General features: G+C 66.9%; 18 protein-coding genes and 1 tRNA gene. 11 read left to right on the top strand and 8 right to left on the bottom strand.

Going from position 1 to position 16,391, the window contains the following annotated elements; all coding sequences use genetic code 11:
- Nucleotides 1–94: 94 nt before the first annotated feature.
- Entirely contained in the window at nucleotides 95–1,249 is a 1,155-nt protein-coding gene (locus D3874_RS02675) for an aromatic ring-hydroxylating oxygenase subunit alpha (RefSeq protein WP_158595797.1), read from the bottom strand.
- On the bottom strand, nucleotides 1,246–3,231 hold the full coding sequence (locus tag D3874_RS02670) for a CocE/NonD family hydrolase (protein WP_119776162.1): 1,986 nt from the start codon (nucleotides 3,229–3,231) through the stop codon (nucleotides 1,246–1,248). The genes D3874_RS02675 and D3874_RS02670 overlap by 4 nt, the downstream gene beginning before the upstream one ends.
- 137 nt (nucleotides 3,232–3,368) lie before the next feature.
- Between D3874_RS02670 and D3874_RS02665 the strand changes: the two genes are divergently transcribed.
- The 4 genes from D3874_RS02665 (at nucleotide 3,369) to D3874_RS02650 (ending at nucleotide 6,556) form a co-directional block, all read left to right on the top strand.
- A complete protein-coding gene (locus D3874_RS02665; protein WP_158595796.1) occupies nucleotides 3,369–4,265 on the top strand; it encodes a phytanoyl-CoA dioxygenase family protein in 897 nt (298 codons plus the stop codon).
- 100 nt (nucleotides 4,266–4,365) lie between these two features.
- A complete protein-coding gene (locus D3874_RS02660) occupies nucleotides 4,366–5,847 on the top strand; it encodes a 4-hydroxyphenylacetate 3-hydroxylase family protein (protein WP_158595795.1) in 1,482 nt (493 codons plus the stop codon).
- A complete protein-coding gene (locus tag D3874_RS02655) occupies nucleotides 5,844–6,026 on the top strand; it encodes a GntR family transcriptional regulator (protein WP_119776156.1) in 183 nt (60 codons plus the stop codon). The genes D3874_RS02660 and D3874_RS02655 overlap by 4 nt, the downstream gene beginning before the upstream one ends.
- Nucleotides 6,002–6,556 carry a GntR family transcriptional regulator gene (locus tag D3874_RS02650; RefSeq protein ID WP_119776153.1) on the top strand — a complete coding sequence of 185 codons (555 nt, stop codon included), beginning with the start codon at nucleotides 6,002–6,004 and terminating at the stop codon, nucleotides 6,554–6,556. Before D3874_RS02655 ends, D3874_RS02650 begins: the two co-directional genes overlap by 25 nt.
- 29 nt (nucleotides 6,557–6,585) lie before the next feature.
- On the opposite strand, the gene D3874_RS02645 is transcribed toward D3874_RS02650, so the two are convergent.
- On the bottom strand, nucleotides 6,586–7,230 hold the full coding sequence (locus D3874_RS02645) for a DUF1028 domain-containing protein (protein ID WP_158595794.1): 645 nt from the start codon (nucleotides 7,228–7,230) through the stop codon (nucleotides 6,586–6,588).
- A gap of 42 nt (nucleotides 7,231–7,272) precedes the next feature.
- Between D3874_RS02645 and D3874_RS02640 the strand changes: the two genes are divergently transcribed.
- Nucleotides 7,273–8,043, top strand: a complete 771-nt coding sequence (locus D3874_RS02640; protein ID WP_119776151.1) for a class II aldolase/adducin family protein — start codon at nucleotides 7,273–7,275, stop codon at nucleotides 8,041–8,043.
- Nucleotides 8,044–8,180: 137 nt separating this feature from the next.
- On the opposite strand, the gene D3874_RS02635 is transcribed toward D3874_RS02640, so the two are convergent.
- Nucleotides 8,181–8,266, bottom strand: a tRNA-Leu gene (locus D3874_RS02635).
- A 209-nt stretch (nucleotides 8,267–8,475) separates the two neighbouring features.
- Here D3874_RS02635 and D3874_RS02630 point away from each other — a divergent pair.
- Genes D3874_RS02630 through D3874_RS02605 form a run of 6 tightly spaced genes read left to right on the top strand, consistent with a single transcriptional unit; the run spans nucleotide 8,476 to nucleotide 12,750 of the window.
- Entirely contained in the window at nucleotides 8,476–9,648 is a 1,173-nt protein-coding gene (locus tag D3874_RS02630) for a calcium-binding protein (RefSeq protein WP_119776148.1), read from the top strand.
- Nucleotides 9,649–9,656: 8 nt separating this feature from the next.
- Nucleotides 9,657–10,088 carry a calcium-binding protein gene (locus tag D3874_RS28330; RefSeq protein WP_158595793.1) on the top strand — a complete coding sequence of 144 codons (432 nt, stop codon included), beginning with the start codon at nucleotides 9,657–9,659 and terminating at the stop codon, nucleotides 10,086–10,088.
- A gap of 53 nt (nucleotides 10,089–10,141) precedes the next feature.
- Nucleotides 10,142–11,002, top strand: a complete 861-nt coding sequence (locus D3874_RS02620) for a TraB/GumN family protein (protein ID WP_158595792.1) — start codon at nucleotides 10,142–10,144, stop codon at nucleotides 11,000–11,002.
- 60 nt (nucleotides 11,003–11,062) lie between these two features.
- Nucleotides 11,063–11,683, top strand: a complete 621-nt coding sequence (locus tag D3874_RS02615; RefSeq protein WP_119776140.1) for a DedA family protein — start codon at nucleotides 11,063–11,065, stop codon at nucleotides 11,681–11,683.
- Nucleotides 11,680–12,162, top strand: a complete 483-nt coding sequence (locus D3874_RS02610; RefSeq protein ID WP_119776136.1) for a disulfide bond formation protein B — start codon at nucleotides 11,680–11,682, stop codon at nucleotides 12,160–12,162. The genes D3874_RS02615 and D3874_RS02610 overlap by 4 nt, the downstream gene beginning before the upstream one ends.
- A gap of 18 nt (nucleotides 12,163–12,180) precedes the next feature.
- Complete coding sequence (locus tag D3874_RS02605) at nucleotides 12,181–12,750, top strand: demethoxyubiquinone hydroxylase family protein (protein ID WP_119776689.1); 570 nt, start codon at nucleotides 12,181–12,183, stop codon at nucleotides 12,748–12,750.
- On the opposite strand, the gene D3874_RS02600 is transcribed toward D3874_RS02605, so the two are convergent.
- Genes D3874_RS02600 through D3874_RS28325 form a run of 4 tightly spaced genes read right to left on the bottom strand, consistent with a single transcriptional unit; the run spans nucleotide 12,747 to nucleotide 16,227 of the window.
- The gene (locus D3874_RS02600; protein WP_119776134.1) at nucleotides 12,747–13,220 is read right to left on the bottom strand and encodes a PaaI family thioesterase; all 474 of its coding nucleotides are present in this window, start codon (nucleotides 13,218–13,220) and stop codon (nucleotides 12,747–12,749) included. The two genes, D3874_RS02605 and D3874_RS02600, sit on opposite strands and share 4 nt — an antisense overlap.
- Before the next feature lie 13 nt (nucleotides 13,221–13,233).
- A complete protein-coding gene (locus D3874_RS02595) occupies nucleotides 13,234–13,734 on the bottom strand; it encodes a PaaI family thioesterase (RefSeq protein ID WP_199698890.1) in 501 nt (166 codons plus the stop codon).
- Nucleotides 13,721–15,400, bottom strand: a complete 1,680-nt coding sequence (locus D3874_RS02590) for a mechanosensitive ion channel family protein (RefSeq protein ID WP_158595791.1) — start codon at nucleotides 15,398–15,400, stop codon at nucleotides 13,721–13,723. Before D3874_RS02590 ends, D3874_RS02595 begins: the two co-directional genes overlap by 14 nt.
- Nucleotides 15,289–16,227 carry a hypothetical protein gene (locus D3874_RS28325; RefSeq protein ID WP_158595790.1) on the bottom strand — a complete coding sequence of 313 codons (939 nt, stop codon included), beginning with the start codon at nucleotides 16,225–16,227 and terminating at the stop codon, nucleotides 15,289–15,291. Before D3874_RS28325 ends, D3874_RS02590 begins: the two co-directional genes overlap by 112 nt.
- Between the last annotated feature and the right edge of the window lie 164 nt (nucleotides 16,228–16,391).

Raw genomic sequence — 16,391 nt, 5'->3', positions numbered from 1 at the left:
TCCTTCGACAAGCTCAGGATGAGGAAAGTCTTTGTGGCAAAAAGGCTCTCCTCATGGTGAGCCTGTCGAACCACGCAGGTCATCTCCCCCACCCTCATGATCGCACCACCCGGTCGAGCACCCAGTTGCCCAGGGTATGGACCAGCGGCTCGAGGTTGGAGAAGCGGCCCGTGCGCGCGAAGGGCGAGGACAGCCCATGCTGCTGCACTTCTGAGATTACATTATCCTCCGGGATCGAGCGGTCCCAGCGCCGGTAGTAGCGCTGCACGACTTCCTCGAAATCCTCGCGGGCGACGGTGGATCTGGGGAAGCACGAGCCGGCGCGCAGGTGGATCTTCTCCGGCCCGGCGGGGTACATCTCCAGCCACCACATGCAGTCGAAGGTGAGCGCCAGCATGGTGCTGGGATAGATCAGGATGTAGTAGGTGCCCTCGGCGCTGGGGCCGCTCAGGCTCGGGATATAGGGGAAGCCGGTGTCGCCCACTTCCAGGGCCCGGCTGCCTTCGTGGCGGGTATAGAGGCCGCACCACTCGCCCGTACCGAACACCGGCGGGTTGACGTCGCGCTTCTGCAACTGGATCGTCTTCGCGTGCACGGTGGGCACGTGATAGGACTCCATCGCGTTCTCGACATAGATCTTCCAGTTGCAGGCGACGTCCCAGCTCTTGATCCGCACCGTCTGCATGTCGTCGAGCGCGTAGGGCGCCAGGAGCTGGGGCAGGTCGCCCAGGAAATCCTCCAGTGGTGCAGCTTCGGGGTCGAAGGTCAGGAACAGGAAGCCGGCCCAGGTCGCCAGGCGGAAACTGTCCAGGCCGTAGTCGTCCTTGGCAAAGCCGACCGTATCCTCCATCTGCGCGGCGCCGCGCAGCCGCCCGGTCAGGTCGTAGGTCCAGCTGTGATAGGGACAGCGGATGGCGTTGGCCTTGCCTTCGCCGTCCAGCAGCCGCGCGCCGCGGTGGCGGCAGGTATTGGCGAAGGCGCGGATCTCGCCATCCTTGCCGCGCACCACGGCGATGGGCACGCCCACCAGGTCCAGGGTGAAATAGCTGCCCGGTTCGGCCAGCATGTCGGTGCGACCGATGAAGTTCCAGACCTTGCCGAAGATCTCCGAGACTTCGCGGCCATGGAATTGCGGCGAGGTATAGCACCAGGGCGGCAGGGTGTCGGCCTCCAGCACCGGGCGGCGGAAGCCGGCGAAATGGGCCGGATCGAAAGGATCGGCGGGGGCGCTCCACTGGGGTTTCATCATGCCTCGACATCTCGCGGAAAGCAGCGATTCCATTCACGGGAAAACACGGGCTGGTCGCCCTCGAGCGCGGTCAGGGAACTGGTCAGTTCCAGCAGGTTACCCGCATAACGCAGGCGGGTGCTGGTGCGGATGGTGACCTTCCAGCCCGGCCGTTCGAACCAGGCCTCCCGCTCGATCGCGGTCTGCGCACTGGCGGGATCATCGGCCTTGATCGTGTAGCGCTCGGCCCCCTGGCCGCCGAAGCGCAAGGCGCCCAGGCGCGTCGTCGGCCGGTCGAACAGCACGGCCAGCGTGGTCTCTCCGCTGGCCAGGTCCTGGGTGACCAGCCGCTGCGAGCGTTCCGGCGTCACGGTCTCGTAGGGGATGGGCGGCGCCGAAACGGCCGGGCCGAAGACAGGGGCCATTTGCTCGATCTCTGGCATCCGCAGGGGCAGGGTGAGGGCACTCTCGGCGGGCCACAGGCGCCAGGGCGCATGCGCGGCTTCGGGCCAGGCCAGCGGCCAATAGGCGTTGGACAGCGCGAGACGGATACGGTTGCCGGCGCCAAAGCGATAGCCGACGGCCTTGAGCGGGAATTCGAGGTCGAAGGGGGTATCGATCGACGGCGCCTTCAGCCGCAGCAGCCCATAGGTGACGCGCGACGACCGGCCATCGGGCGTCACCTCGCACAGGCGCGCCGCCAGGGTTGTGGCCGGGGTGGTCATGGCCAGGCGCAGGGTCAGGATGGGCGCGCCCAGGATATCGAATGGGGCATCCAGGGGGCCGGTGTCAAAGCACAGGCTGCGGCCGTCGTCGGGTCGCTGGTCCGATTGGAATTCCGGGCCTTCGCCGCCGCCGTCCAGCGGGCACCATTCGCCGCTGACCAGGCCGCAGTCCTGAGGCGAATCCACCAATACAGGCGCGGCATCGGACGCATCGGCCTGAAGCGTTCCGGTGCCGAAATGAAGTCGGTGTTGCCCGCCGGCAATCGGCCAGCGATCGAGCGCGGCCCACCGCCCGTCGATGCGCAGGCACTTGGCATCGGCCTCCAGCTTCTCGCCGATCCAGACCTGCAGCAGGGTCTCGTCGCGCACCGGTGCCGGATCCTCGCGGTCGACCAGCCAGCGCCGCCACCAGGCCACGCATTCCTGGAGGAAGCCGATGGCGGGGCCGGGCATGCCGAAATTCGGATAGACGTGGGTCCAGGGCCCGATCAGGCCCCGGCGCGGCACGTCGAGATGGGTCATCAAGCGCAGGATCGCGTCGGAATAGCCGTCGGTCCAGCCGCCCACGGCGAAGACCGGACACTGGATGGCGGCGTAGTCCTCGCAGACCGAGCCGTGGCGCCAGAAGGCGTCGCGGGAAGGGTGGGCCAGCCAGGATTCCAGTGGCGGGGCGATTCCCTCCAGCCGTTCCTGCCACATCTCGCGCCAGCGCTCGCCGACCTGGGCCGGATCGGGCGGGCGGGCGATCTGGGTGAACAGGCCGGCGCCCCAGGAGATCCCGTCGTTCAGCAGGCAGCCGCCCATATAGTGCACGTCGTCGCGGTAGCGGTCGTCGGTCGAACAGGCGGTGACGATGGCCTTCAACGCGGGCGGCCGGCGGGCGGCGATCTGCAAGGCGGCGAAACCGCCCCAGGAGATGCCGATAAGGCCGACCGCGCCATTGCACCAGGGCTGGGCCGCGATCCAGGCGATGGCGGCCACCGCGTCGTCCTGTTCGTTCGCCAGGTATTCATCGGTCAGCACGCCGTCCGAATTGCCGCTGCCGCGGATGTCGATGCGTAAGGAGGCGATGCCATCGGCCGCGAAATAGCCGTGCATCATGGAATCGCCGACCGCGGTCGCATCGGTGCAGCGATAGGGGATCCACTCGATCACCGCCGGCACCCGCACGTCCCCGGCCGGCTGCCACAGGCGCGCGCACAGCCGGGCGCCGTCGGGCAGCGGAATCCAGATCTGTTCGTGCGGATGGGGGTGATCGAGGGATGAAGTCGGCTGCATGTCGGAACTCGTACACCTCGCAACGCGGACACTGGGCAACGCAAACACTGGCCTGCCACTGCCAAGCATATTGCACGGCACCATTGAATGTGTACAGTATGCAAAATCGTGCTGCGTTCGAAAAATGGAGATTGGCGATGTCGTCGGTTGCTTTGAGTGAGGCCGTTCACCATGTCCCCGCCACCGCCCGGCCGCTGAGCCCGCGCGAGATCGCCGCGTTCGAGCGTGACGGCTACGTGGTCGTCCCCGGCATGTTCACGAATGAGGAAATCTGTCCCCTGCGCGATGCCTGCTTGGCCGATCCCACGGTCGGCGGGCGCCTGCGCGCGGTCGCCGACAGCAGCGGCAATGCCCAGGACGTCATCGGCTGGACCGAGTTCTCGAACGACTACGTGGGCGTGATACCGCGCATCTCCCGCCTGATCGCCGGCGCGCAGTCGCTGCTGGGCAAGCCCAGCTATCACTGGCACTCCAAGCTTTCCATGAAGGCGCCGCACACCGCCGGGCGCTGGGACTGGCACCAGGACTATCCCTATTGGTACGACGAGGGCTGCTTGTGGCCCGACATGCTGACCGCCATGATCGCGGTCGACCGCATCACCCAGCAGAACGGCTGCGTGAAACTGGTCAAGGGCTCGCACCTGCTGGGCAGGGTCAACCATGTGCCGATCGGTGAGGCGAACGGCTGCGACCCCGAGCGCCTGGACCTGATCATGAAGCAGTTGCCGACCGTGCCGGTGGAACTGGAGCCGGGCGACGTCTGCTTTTTCCACGCCAATGCGCTGCACGCCTCGGGCGCCAACGAATCCGACTTCCCGCGCACCATCCTGCATTGTTCCTACAACACGATCGAGAATTCCCCCTTCATCGAGGAAGGCCAGGAACACCATCGTTACAAGCCCTTCACGACCCTGCCGGACAGCGTGCTGGCCGACCGCCTGTGGGACACGGTGTTCACCAACCACCGCTTCAACGGCACCACCGGCGACGGCAAGAAAAACAGCTACGGTTACAAAATCATCAGCCGGAAGTGACCGCCGGTGCCGACGGGCCGCCCCCGGCGCGGCTCATCGGCGCTGGACAGGGCTTGGTTTGCTGGTACGATGTATACCGTATGCGGTGTGGGGTGTATCGATGGGACTCATGACGCGGGCCGAGTATCGCCGCAGCTTGGGCGATGGGCGACAGGTCTGGATCGGCGGCGAGAAGGTCGACGATGTCACGCGCCATCCCGCCTTCGCGCCCATGGTCGAGGCGGTCTCGCAAATCTACGATCTGCACAATGATCCCTCGCTGCGCGAGATCATGACCTTCGCCCTGCCCCAGGGCGGGCGCGGCTCGCGCTTCTACAAGATCCCGGCCAGCCGTGAGGACCTGATCCTGCGCCGGCAGATGACCGCCACCGTGCTGGACCGCGTCTGCCCGACCATGGACCGTTTCGGCGACGAGACGGTGACCCCGCTGTTCGTGATCAAGGACCGGGGCGACCTGCTCGACCGTTTCGATCCGCGCTACCGCGCCAATGGCGAGGCTTGGCTGAACCGCCTGCAGCGCGAAAACCTGTTCATGACCAGCGGCAATACCGATCCCAAGGGCGACCGCTCGAAACAGCCTTTCGAGCAGGATGACCCGGATCTCTACCTGCGCGTGGTGCGCGAGACCGATGCCGGCATCGTCATCGCCGGTGCTAAGTTCGAGACCGGCGCGCCCTATGCCCATGTCGCCTTCATCAAGCCGACCGTGGGCGCCTGGGTGGAGCAGAACCGCGACTATGCGGTCTCGTGCATCGTGCCGTTGAACGCACCCGGTGTCCGCCACATTTGCCGCATGCCGCACCATGCGGGCGGCGGCGGCCGGGCCGACAGTTTCGAGCATCCGCTGTCGGCCGGGTTCGACGAGATCGACACGCTGATCGTCTTCGACAATGTGCTGGTGCCCTGGGAAAACGTGATCTTCAGCCGCCAGCCCGAGCTCGCGGCCCTGATGCGCAGCGAATTCGCCCGCTGGGCGGCCCAGGGCTACCTGACCCGCTGCCTGGCCAAGGCCGACCTGCTGGTGGGCACGGCGCTGCTGGTGGCCGAACAGTCGGGCACCATCAAGCTGCCGCCGATCCGCTCCAAGATCAGCCAGTTGATGGTCTTCAAGCAGACCATCCTGTCCTTCCTGCTGGCGGCGGAGACGGCGTGCGAGACCACGGTCTCGGGCTATGTCATGCCCAACCAGGCGATCCAGAATGCCGGGCGCATCTTCTGTTCCCAGGGTTACAACGACATGGTCCACCTGCTGCGCGAGATTGCCGGCGGCCAGGCGGTGATGCTGCCCGACCGGGCCATGCTGATGAACCCCGAGATCGGCGCCGACCTGCGCAAATATTTCCGCGCCGGCGAGCATGACGCGGACGATCGCCTGCGGGTGCTGCACCTGGCGCGCGAACTCTCGGCGTCCGGCTATGCCGGGCGGACCCAGGCCTACCAGCTTTTCGCCGAAACGCCGATCTTCGCGCAGGAAGCCGCCCTGTTTGCGACTTATGATAGGGATCGGTCCATCACCCGTGCGCGAGTCGCCGCTGGCCTCGATCGGCTGGAGAGCCTCGCGCCCAACGGCGAGGCAGCATGACTTCGGCAAATCCCTGGCGCATCCAGACGGCCAAGACCAACTCGGCCCAGGCCTATGAACGGTTGCGCCGCGCCATCATCGAAGGCGAGTTCAAGACCGGCGAACGCCTGACCGAGGCGGCGGTGGCCGAACTCCTGGGCGTCAGCCGCACCCCGTGCGCGAGGCGTTCGCCCGCCTGACCAAGGACGGCCTGGTCCGCAACACCAAGGGGGCGGGGATCGAGGTGGTCGACCCGCGCCAGGAATTCGTCGACATCTATTATATCCGCGAAATGATCGAAGGCTGCGCCGCCCGCCTGGCCGCGATGCGCGCCAGCGCCGAGCAGATCGCCCGCATCGAGGCCCTGGCCCAGGCCAGCCGCGACACCGACCCGGCGGATGTCGAGGCCCGCGCCACCCTCAATACCGAATTTCACCTGACCATTTCGGCCGCGGCCAATGCCCCGCGCCTGGACCGGCTGATCAGCGATTACCGCGAGCTTTTCGCCAGCCCCCATATCCTCAAGGCCTATTCGCCCAGCGAGACGCGCAAGGCAGTGGACGATCACGCCCATATCGCCGAGGCGATCGCCCAGCGCGATCCCGACGGGGCCGAGAAGGCGATGCGCGACCACCTGCGCGGGGCCTATGCCATGCTGCTGAAAGCCAGCGACGAGGACGCGGCGGCGGAAGCTGCCGCCGGCCGGCGGCGAACCAAGCGCAAGCCGTGATGCGACGCGGCGCAGACCGGCGGCGGTCCTTACGCGTTGTCGGGATCGAGCGCCCATTTGCGGCATTTCTCGGCCTCGCCGGCCCAGGCCGGGACCAGTTCGCGCAGCCGCTCCAGCGGCGCCTCCGCCATATCGATGCGCAGGTTGGCATAAGGGAAGGGATCGGCATCCACGACCAGCAGGGCGGCGGAGCGCAGGGGCTTGAATTCGCCGCCCGCGGCAAGCCCGCCCATCAGCCCGGCGACCAGCCGCTCCTCCAGGCTGCCGCCGGCCACCATGAAGGCGTCGATGACGGCCTGTGGCACCGCTGGTGTGGCAAGGATATTGCCCAGCGCCACGGCGCCTTCGCCGCGCGCCTCGGCATGGATGCCGCTGCACCGCTCGCCATGATAGGTCGCGATGCGGCCCTGGGCGTCGATCACCGCGACCTGGCGCCATTCGGGGAAGGCGGTTCCCGCCACCGCCCGGTCGAGCGCCGCCTGGGCGCCGGCGCCTTGTGTCAGGGCCGCGAGCGCGGCCGGGCCGATCATGGGATCGGTGCGGTTCTGGGTGGCGACTGCGCCGGCGCGCGCCAGGGCAAAGGGCACGCGGCCGCCGACGGCCAGGCTCGACGTCGCGGTCGCGATGCCCATCCGTCCGGTCGAAGCGCAGCGCGCGAGCAGGGAAAACGTCATCGCCGGACCTCGAGCAGCATCGTCTAGTAATGGAGTAACCTGATGAATGTCGTCAAGGACGTGGTGTCCCGAAAGATCGCGATCGACACCGAACAGGAGGTTCGCCTCAATCTGACGGCGGTCTACCGGCTGCTGTCCCATTTCGGCATGGACGACTTGATCTTCACCCATGCCTCGGCGCGGATCCCGGGCGAGGATGCCTTCCTGATCAATCCCTTCGGCCTCATGTTCCGCGAGATCACGCCGGAAACCCTGGTCAAGATCGATTACGAGGGGCGCATCCTGGGCCGCGACACCAACCCGGCCAATGCCGCGGGCTTCGTGATCCACAGCGCGATCCTGAAAGACCGCCCGGACCTCGACTGCGTGATCCACACCCATACCAGGGCGGGGGTGGCGCTTTCCTGCCTGGCCGACGGCCTGATGCCGATCAACCAGTTCGCCATCGAATTCTACGACCGGATCGGTTACCACGATTACGAGGGCATCGCCTTCAACCTGGACGAAGGGCCGCGCCTGCACCGCGACCTGGCACAGAACGTCGCCCTGGTGCTGCGCAACCACGGCCTGCTGACCGTGGGCGCCAATATCCCGGCCGCCTTCTATTTCATGTACTACCTGGAACAGGCGGCGCGGGTGCAGATGGATGTGCTGGCCAGCGGCCGCAAGATCGTCGAGCCGCCGCTGGAGGTGGTGAAATCCACCGCCCGGCAATATACCAGCGCCTTCAACCCGCCGGCTGCCGGCCATCGCATGTGGCCATCCCTGCTGCGCCTGCTCGACCAGGTCGATCCGGGCTGGCGCGGGGCCTGAAGGCAACACCCTCACCGAGCGTGATTGATCGGCAGGCCTTCACTCGCCCCATTTGAAAATGGGGGCGAGTGGGGGACAAATCGCGCAAGAGAGCGATTTGCCCGATCGGGATTATTCCAGATTTCCCTCTAAGTGATTGGTGCCCCAGGTCGGACTCGAACCAACACGCCGTTGCCGGCAACAGATTTTGAGTCTGCCGCGTCTACCATTCCGCCACTGGGGCACCGGGCGGGCCTTCGCGCCCGGTAGAGGCGGCGCGAGGCGAGGGCGCGATCATAGCGGGCGTTTTCCGCCGGTCAACCGGGTAAGTCATGCCGTTCAACGCCCAATTCAGGCCATCTGAATGCCGCGATTCTCCTTAAGGATGATTTTTGGGGTTCTGTTCGCTATAAGGTGATGCGGGCCTGAGAGTGTCGGGAAAAGAAACCAGCCATGACCAACATCACGACCTACGACAACGCCGACAATCTGTCCGACGAGATGCTCGACCAATTGCTGGACAACGGTGAAGTCGTCGCCTTCACCTCGACGTTCATCCGGGTTCGGGCGGTGATGCCCGGCATCGAATATATTTTCGACATTACCGGATATGGGCTTCACGCGAACGACGACGGTACCCTGGCGGGTACCGTCACCGGTATCAAGGACCAGTTCAACGGAAGCCCGACCTTTGACATGTCGGGTTTTTCGTTGGACGGCGAGCAATTGCTGACGCTGCTCGACTCGGCCGACCCCTCTGCCTTGGAGAAAGAGATCCTCAAGGGCAACGACACGCTAACGGCCGCGTCATCCGCCGACGAGATTTTCGGCTACCAGGGGAACGATGTCATTCGTGGCAATGCGGGCAACGACACGCTGGATGGCGGCACCGGCAACGACACGCTCTACGGCGGCACCGGCAATGATCGCTTCATTGTCGACTCGGCATCGGACTCGGTGCGCGAGGACCCCAATGCCGGCTTCGACACCGTGGAATCTTCCGTCTCGTTCACCTTGAGCGCCAATGTGGAACAACTGGTTCTCGTCGGAAGCGCTGCCATCAAGGGCACCGGCAACACCTTGGCAAACACGATCGTGGGCAACGCAGCGGCCAATGTCATCGCCGGCGGCGAGGGCAACGACAAGCTGCAGGGCAACGGCGGCAACGACACGCTTGCAGGTCAAGCCGGCAACGACGATCTCGACGGCGGTGCCGGCGGCGACACGATGAAGGGCGGTGTCGGCGACGACAGCTATCTGGTCGACTCCGCCAGCGACAGGGTCGTGGAACTGGCCGGTGAGGGAACCGATATCGTTATATCGAGCGTGAGCTTCGTGCTCGGTGCGGATGTCGACGACCTGACCTTGAGCGGCAGCGGTGCGCTCGACGGAACCGGCAATGCCCTGGCCAACCGGATCGTCGGCAACGGTGCTGCCAATGTTCTGCGGGGCGATGCCGGCGACGACACGCTGAGCGGCGGCGGCGGCAATGACGAACTCGACGGCGGCACCGGCGCCGACAAGATGGCGGGCGGGGCCGGCACCGACACTTTCGTCGTGGATGCCGCCAGGGACACGATCAGCGAAGCCGCGGGGGCGGGACGGATACCGTTCACGCCACCGTGAGCCACACCTTGAGCAGCAACGTGGAGAACCTGATCCTCGTCGGCACCGCCTCGCTCAAAGGTACCGGCAACGGCGCAGCGAACCTGCTCGACGGCAATGCCGGCGCCAACACCCTGTCGGGACTTGGCGGCAGCGACACCATCGAAGGCGGCGGCGGCAGGGATACGCTCTACGGCGGGGATGGCCGGGATTACTTCGCCTTCAGCCGATCCGACGGTCCCTCGGGCCAGGACCGGATCATGGATTTCGAGGATGGGCTCGACCGGTTGAAGATCGTGGGCGGCCCCGATTCCTATGCAAGCTTCCTGGCCGGCGGTGGCAGCATTGTCGCCAGCGGCGCCGACGTCGTTGTATTCATGGATGCCCAGCGCCAGGATTATGTGCGGCTCGTGGGTGTTGATTTGGCCGAGATCGGCAGGGGCGACTTTCTGTTCGCCTGATGCCAACGGGCGGGCAGTTGAGAGACAACGGAAGCATGTTGAGGCATCGCCTCTTGTCCCGCCTCGCCGGTCTCGGCCTTGTCCTGCTGGCCCTCGCCGCCGCCCGCCCCGCGGCGGCGGAGCCGGCGCTGTGGGTGGTGCGGGACGCGGATTCGACCATCTACCTGTTCGGCACGATTCATGTCCTCAGGCCACAGATGGAATGGCTGTCGCCCAGGCTGGAGGCGGCGCTCGGCGATTCGTCGGAATTGTGGCTGGAGACCGATGTCGGCTCGGGCGTGGCGACGGCCTTCAAGCTCCTGCGTTACGGCATGGATTTCTCGGCACCGCTGTCGTCCAAGCTGACCCCGGTGCAGCGGGAGCAACTGGCGCAGGCCGCGGCGGCCGCCGGCATGACGGTGCGATCGTTCGAGGCGATGCGGCCCTGGCTTGCCGCCATGGTGCTCTCCACCGTGCCCGCCATCGCCGACGGCTACGACGACAAGGCGGGGGCCGACAGCACCCTGCAACGGATGGCCAAGGAAGCCGGCAAGCCCCTGCGCATCCTGGAGACCGACACCCAGCAATTGCGCTTTTTCGCGGATCTGCCGCCGGACGTGGAAATGGCCATGCTGGCCGACGTGCTGGCGCGCGGGCCGATGCCGGTCGAGGCGCTGGACGAGATGGCGCAGGCCTGGGCCGCCGGTGACCAGAGCGGGGTGGAGAACGCCTTCAAGGAGGAGGAGTTCTCGCCCGACGGGGTTCTCTACGATGTCCTGATCCGCCGGCGGAACCTGGCCTGGGCCGATCGGATCAAGACCATGATGGACGGTGCCGGCACCAGTTTCATCGCCGTCGGCGCCGGCCACCTGGTCGGCCCGGACAGTGTCCAGGCGGCCCTGGGCAAGCTGGGTCTCAACGCGGAAAGGCTTTAGTCGGCGCATCTGCGCTGCTATGAGCGTGGCGGGCGTCGGTCGCCTGGGAGAAGCTTCAAGATGGATCAGTGGATCGTCGACGTGATGGCCCGGTTCGGCTATCTCGGCGTGTTCTTCCTGATGGTGGCGGAGAATGTCTTTCCGCCCATCCCCTCCGAGGCGATCGTGCCCTTTGCCGGCTTCACCGCCGGCCAGGGCAGCTTCGACCTCGCCACGGTCGTCGTCGTCGCGCTGGCCGGGTCGCTGGTCGGCAACCTGCCCTGGTTCTTCGCCGCCCGCTGGTTCGGGGCCGAGCGGCTGCTGGCCATCACCGCCCGCTTCGGGCGCTTTTTCTTCGTGCGGCCGGACGATGTCACCGCCGCCATCACCTGGTTCGACCGCCATGGGCCCTGGGCGGTGTTCCTGGGGCGCCTGGTGCCCGGCGTGCGCACCCTGATCTCGATCCCGGCCGGGCTGTCGAGCATGGGCTTCCTCACCTTCCTGCTCTATTCGGCCCTGGGTTCGGTGATCTGGATCGGTGTCCTGGCCTATCTGGGCTTCACCCTCCAGCAGAATTGGGGCGTGGTGGAGCAGTCCTTGAGCGGTACGGGCGGCATCGCCATCGGTATCGTGGCCCTGGGCCTGGTGGGCTGGCTGGTCTGGCGGCACCGGCGCAAGGCCCGGGAGCGGCGGCAGCCATGAGGCGCGCCCGCAATATCCGCCTCGCCGGCCTGGTGATCCTGCTCGGCTCGGGCGCCCTGCTGGGCGGGGCGCTGGCATTCCAATACCTGGGCGGCCTTCCCCCTTGCGAATTGTGCATCTGGCAGCGCTGGGCCCATGGCGCGGTACTCGCCGGCGCGCTCGCCGCAGTGCTGGCACCGCGACCGATTGCCGCGTTGGGGCTGGCGATCGGGATTGCCGGGCTGCTCTGCGGCGTCGGCATCGCCATCTTCCATGTCGGCGTCGAGCAGGCATGGTGGCAGGGCCTGGCCAGTTGCGGCGCGACCGGCACCCCGGCGACCTCGGTCGACGACTTGCTGGCCGCGGTGGAAGCCGCCCCGGTGGTGCGCTGCGGCGACGTCGCATGGTCCCTGTTCGGCCTGTCGATGGCAGCATGGAATGCCATCGCCTCCCTAGTGCTGGCGATCGTGGCGACGGTGCTTGCCCGCCGGCGTGCCTGAGCGTTGAGGAATGTGGTCATGAGCCAGAGCGCGCCCGAACTGGAAACCGCCGGCCGGCGCCTGCCCGGTGACCTGGACAAGGCTGAGATGATGGACCGCATCATCCGGGTCGATCATGCCGGCGAATTCGGTGCGGTGCAGATCTACAAGGGCCAGCTCGCCGTCCTGGGCAAGACCGCGTCGGCACAGACCATCCAGCACATGGCCGAGCAGGAACGCCGGCACCTGGAGAAGTTCGAGGCCCTGGTGGTCGAGCGCGGGGTGCGCCCCACCGCCTTGCAGCCCTTGTGGACCGTCGCGGGCTTCGCCCTGGGCGCCGTCACCGCGCTGATGGGCGAGAAGGCGGCCATGGCCTGCACCGCCGCCGTCGAGTCGGTGATCGACCAGCACTATGCCAAACAGGCCGACGTGCTCGGCCCGGACGAGGCGCCGCTGAAGGCGGTGATCGAGGAATTCCGGGCCGAGGAAGCCGAACACCACGACACCGCCATCGCCCGCGGTGCCGAGGAGGCCCCGGCCTATCCCCTGCTGAGCGGCCTGATCAAGGCCGGCAGCCGCGCCGCGATCTGGCTGAGCGAGCGGGTCTAGATCTCGTCCTTTTCCACCACCTGGCGGGCGCCGCCGCCGTCGGGCAGCAGGAAATGGCCGTGGGCGGTGGCGATCGGCCGGGTCGGGTCGTCCTGCCAGGCCTCGACGCGGACATTGGCGACGCGGCGGCCGTGCTTGGCGACGATGGCACGGGCGAAGGTGTCGCGCGGCCGGCCAGAGCGCAGGTAGTCCACCGTGATGTCCACCGTCTTGGGCAGGCCCGGGCGCTCCATGTCGGCGATCAACTGGATGATCGCGGTCATTTCCAGAAAGGCGCCGATGGTGCCGCCGTGCAGGGCGGGCAGGCGGGTGTTGCCGATCAGATGTTCGGCGAAGGCCATGTGCGCGATCACCCGGCCCGCGTCGTCGGTGGTGGCGGTGACGCCCAGCAGCTTGGCAAAGGGGATCGCCTGAAGCAGGTTCTGCAGCCCGCCGGCATCGAGCGGCTGGGTCAGCGGCAGCCCGGTCATGGCTTGTTCGTCCTCAGGCGCCATGGCCGTGGTCCTTCCTGTCCAGGTCTTTCGCCGGCGCGCGATTGGCCCCCAGCATGAAGGTCGAGACCGAATGGGCGATGGCATCATCCCTGTCGCCGTGATGGGCGAGCGCCCGGATGAAGGCGATGTTGCGGGTCAGGCGGTAGCATTCGGCATCGACGATGACCGCCTCGCCGGGGGTGGCCGGGCGCAGGTAGTCGATGCGCAGGTCCAGGGTCGCGATGCTGGTCATCGCCGGCAGGGCACAGATCACGGCACAGCCGCAGGCATTGTCGATCAGGGCGGTGATGATGCCGCCGTGCAGGACGCCGGTATTGGGATTGCCCACCAGGTCGGCGCGCCAGGGCAGGCGGATGCGGGCGCGGGCCGGGCCGACCTCGACCACCTCCATGCCGGTGGCGACCGAGAAGGGGATGGTCGACAGCAACATGTCCTTGTTGTCGCCGATCATCTCGCCGATGACCTTGGGGCGGGCTTCAGGCGCGGTCATCGGGTTCTTTCTCCTGGGCGGCGGCCGGCGCCGGGGTGAAGCGTGCGAGCATGGCTTCGATACGGTCGAGATCCCGGTCCTTGAAGTTGACCTCGGACTGGGCGAAGGGAATTTCGATGTGGCGTTCGCGGAACGTCCGCTCGATGGCGTACATGATTTCCGAGCGGACGAAGATGCCGTCCTCGATATTGGCGATGAAGAAGCGCAGTTCGAAGTCCAGCGAACTGGCCCCGAAATTCTGGAAGATCACCCGCGGCTTGGGGAACGACAGCACCGCCTTGTGGGTGCCGACGATCTCGATCAGGATCTTTTCGACCGCTGCCGGGTCGGAACCGTAGGCGACGCCCACCGGGATATCGATGCGACCCAGCTTGTTGCGCAGGGTGAAATTGGTGATCGATTGCGAGATCAGCTCGCCGTTGGGCACGATCACCGTGGCCCGCTTGAAGGTCTCGATCTCGGTGGCGCGGACGTTGATCCGCTTCACCGTCCCCTCGTAACCGCCGACGATCACCCAGTCGCCCACCTTCACCGGCCGTTCGACCAGCACGATGAGCCCTGAGATGAAGTTATTGACGATGTTCTGCAGGCCAAAGCCGATACCGACCGAGAGCGCGCCCGCGATGATCGCGATGTTGGAGAAGTCGATGCCGGCGGTCGACACGGCGATGACCAGGCCCAGCGTCGCCCCGGCATAGCCCGCTGCCGAGCGGATCGAGTTCTTCACCCCCGTGTCCAGCCTTGTCTGCGGCAGGATGCGCTTCTCGAGCAGGCGCTGCGCCATGCGGGTGACGCGCAGGGCGACGATGAAGACGATGATGCCCAGCAGGATGTCGGCGAAGGAGATGGTGAAATTGCCGATCTTCACCCCGCTCAGGCCGGTTTCCAGGAAGTCGGCGATTTCCTGCGTGGGCACGCCGGCACTGGGCAGGAAGGCCAGGAACAGGCCGATCGCGATCAGGATGTTGAGAAAGCCGGCGATCCAGAAGTGAACGATGCGGCCTGAATCCTCCGACACGCCCAGGGCCCGGCGCACCTGCTTGAGGGGGCCTGAGTCGGCGGTCAGCATGGCCGAGGTCAGTTCGCTCACCAGGGTGGTGAGGCCCGAGAAGGCCGCGAACAGGGCGCAGGCCAGGACGACATTGCGGGTGAGGAATTCCGACAGGTTGTAGTAGCCGGCCAGGGCCGTGACCGGGATGGTCAGCACCACCAGGCGCAGCAGCCGCCGGGCGGTGACGTAGAGGCGCGGGTCGACCGCTTCGCCGCTGGCGTTTTCGGCCGCCATGCTGGCCTCGCTGCGATACCAGGCCCGGTCGCCCAGGATCGGCCACAGGCCGAGCGCGATGATGGAAAAGCCGAACAGGCTGAGCAGGCCGGCAAAGGCCGTGCCGGCATCCGCGACGTCCAGCGCGATCCAGATGAAGCTGTTGATGCCCAGCATCACCGCCAGCAGCTTCAGGCGATCGTCCAGGGTGTCGGCACTCTCCTCCGACAGGGGGGCCACGCGCCATTGCGGCTGATGGGGTTGCAGCGCGACATGGGCAAAGCCCGCGATCACCAGATAGATCGAGAAGCCCAGCGCCAGGCCCCTGGCAACCTCCTCGAAATCGCCCAGCAGCAGGCCGTGGACCTCGAAGGAGAGCAGGATCGAACCGATGGCCAGCACGGGATTGACGCAGGAGGCGAGCCCCCGGCGGTGGCGGCCAGGACCCGTCTGGTATAGGTCGGGGCCTCGATGTCTGCCCGCGGCCCGCCCTTGCGCAGCAGCCAGCGCCGGATGGGCCAGCCCATGATGCTGGCGACCACGATCACCATCAGCACCGTGGGCCAGGCGTCGCGGACTTTCGCGGGCGTCCCCTCGGTTTCCCACCAGGTGACGGGCGAGACGGCGGCGCTGGTCAGCGCGTCGATCATCTGGGGAATGCCCTCTTCCCACAGGCCTAGAGTGAAGGGTGACATGCCCCGGGCCATGATCTGCTCGGCGATGCGCTTGCGCACCGTCTCCGCCGCTTGCAGCATCTGGGCATCGGCGCGGGCGGCAATCACCGCCGCCCGCTTGGCCCGGCCGTCGAGATCGGCGATTTCGCCGTTGAGGGCGGCCCGTTGCCGGGCGACCTCGGGCGCTTCCTTGGTGGTGTCGTCGGTGGGGGCGGGACCCAGGGCCTCGAGCAGGCGGCGCTTGTCCTCGACTGCCGTATTGGCCAGGTCTGCCGCCGCCGTCGCGGCGTTGCGGATGTCCTCGACCTGCGACCTGATCGCGACCAGGTCGGCATCGCTCAGGCCGGCATCGGCGATCCGGCCGGCGATCCTGTCGAGCGTGTCGGTCCACAGGGTGATCTGGCTGTTGAACTGCCGCGAATCCATCGGCGGCGGCGCCCCGGCCAGCGCCTTGTCGGCGGATTCCTGGGCGAACGCGGCGCCGGGGAGGACGGACAGGAGCGCAAAGGCGACGAGCAGGCGGGCCAGGAAGGGATGACAGAACAGGCGCGGCATCGACAGCTTTCGCAAGGCACCAAACCGGGAGGACACTAACGGTGCGCCGGGCAGGCGACAAGCGGCGCATCGGCGGGCCGAACCTGCCGCAGGGGAATTCAGGCGACAGCGCCCGAGGCTTGCGGGCACCGAACGCTATGCCAGGATGCAGCCCTTGGCCGCGG

This window comes from Oleomonas cavernae (assembly GCF_003590945.1).
GTDB lineage: Bacteria > Pseudomonadota > Alphaproteobacteria > Zavarziniales > Zavarziniaceae > Zavarzinia > Zavarzinia cavernae.
This window is presented reverse-complemented; position numbering and strand designations above follow the sequence as displayed.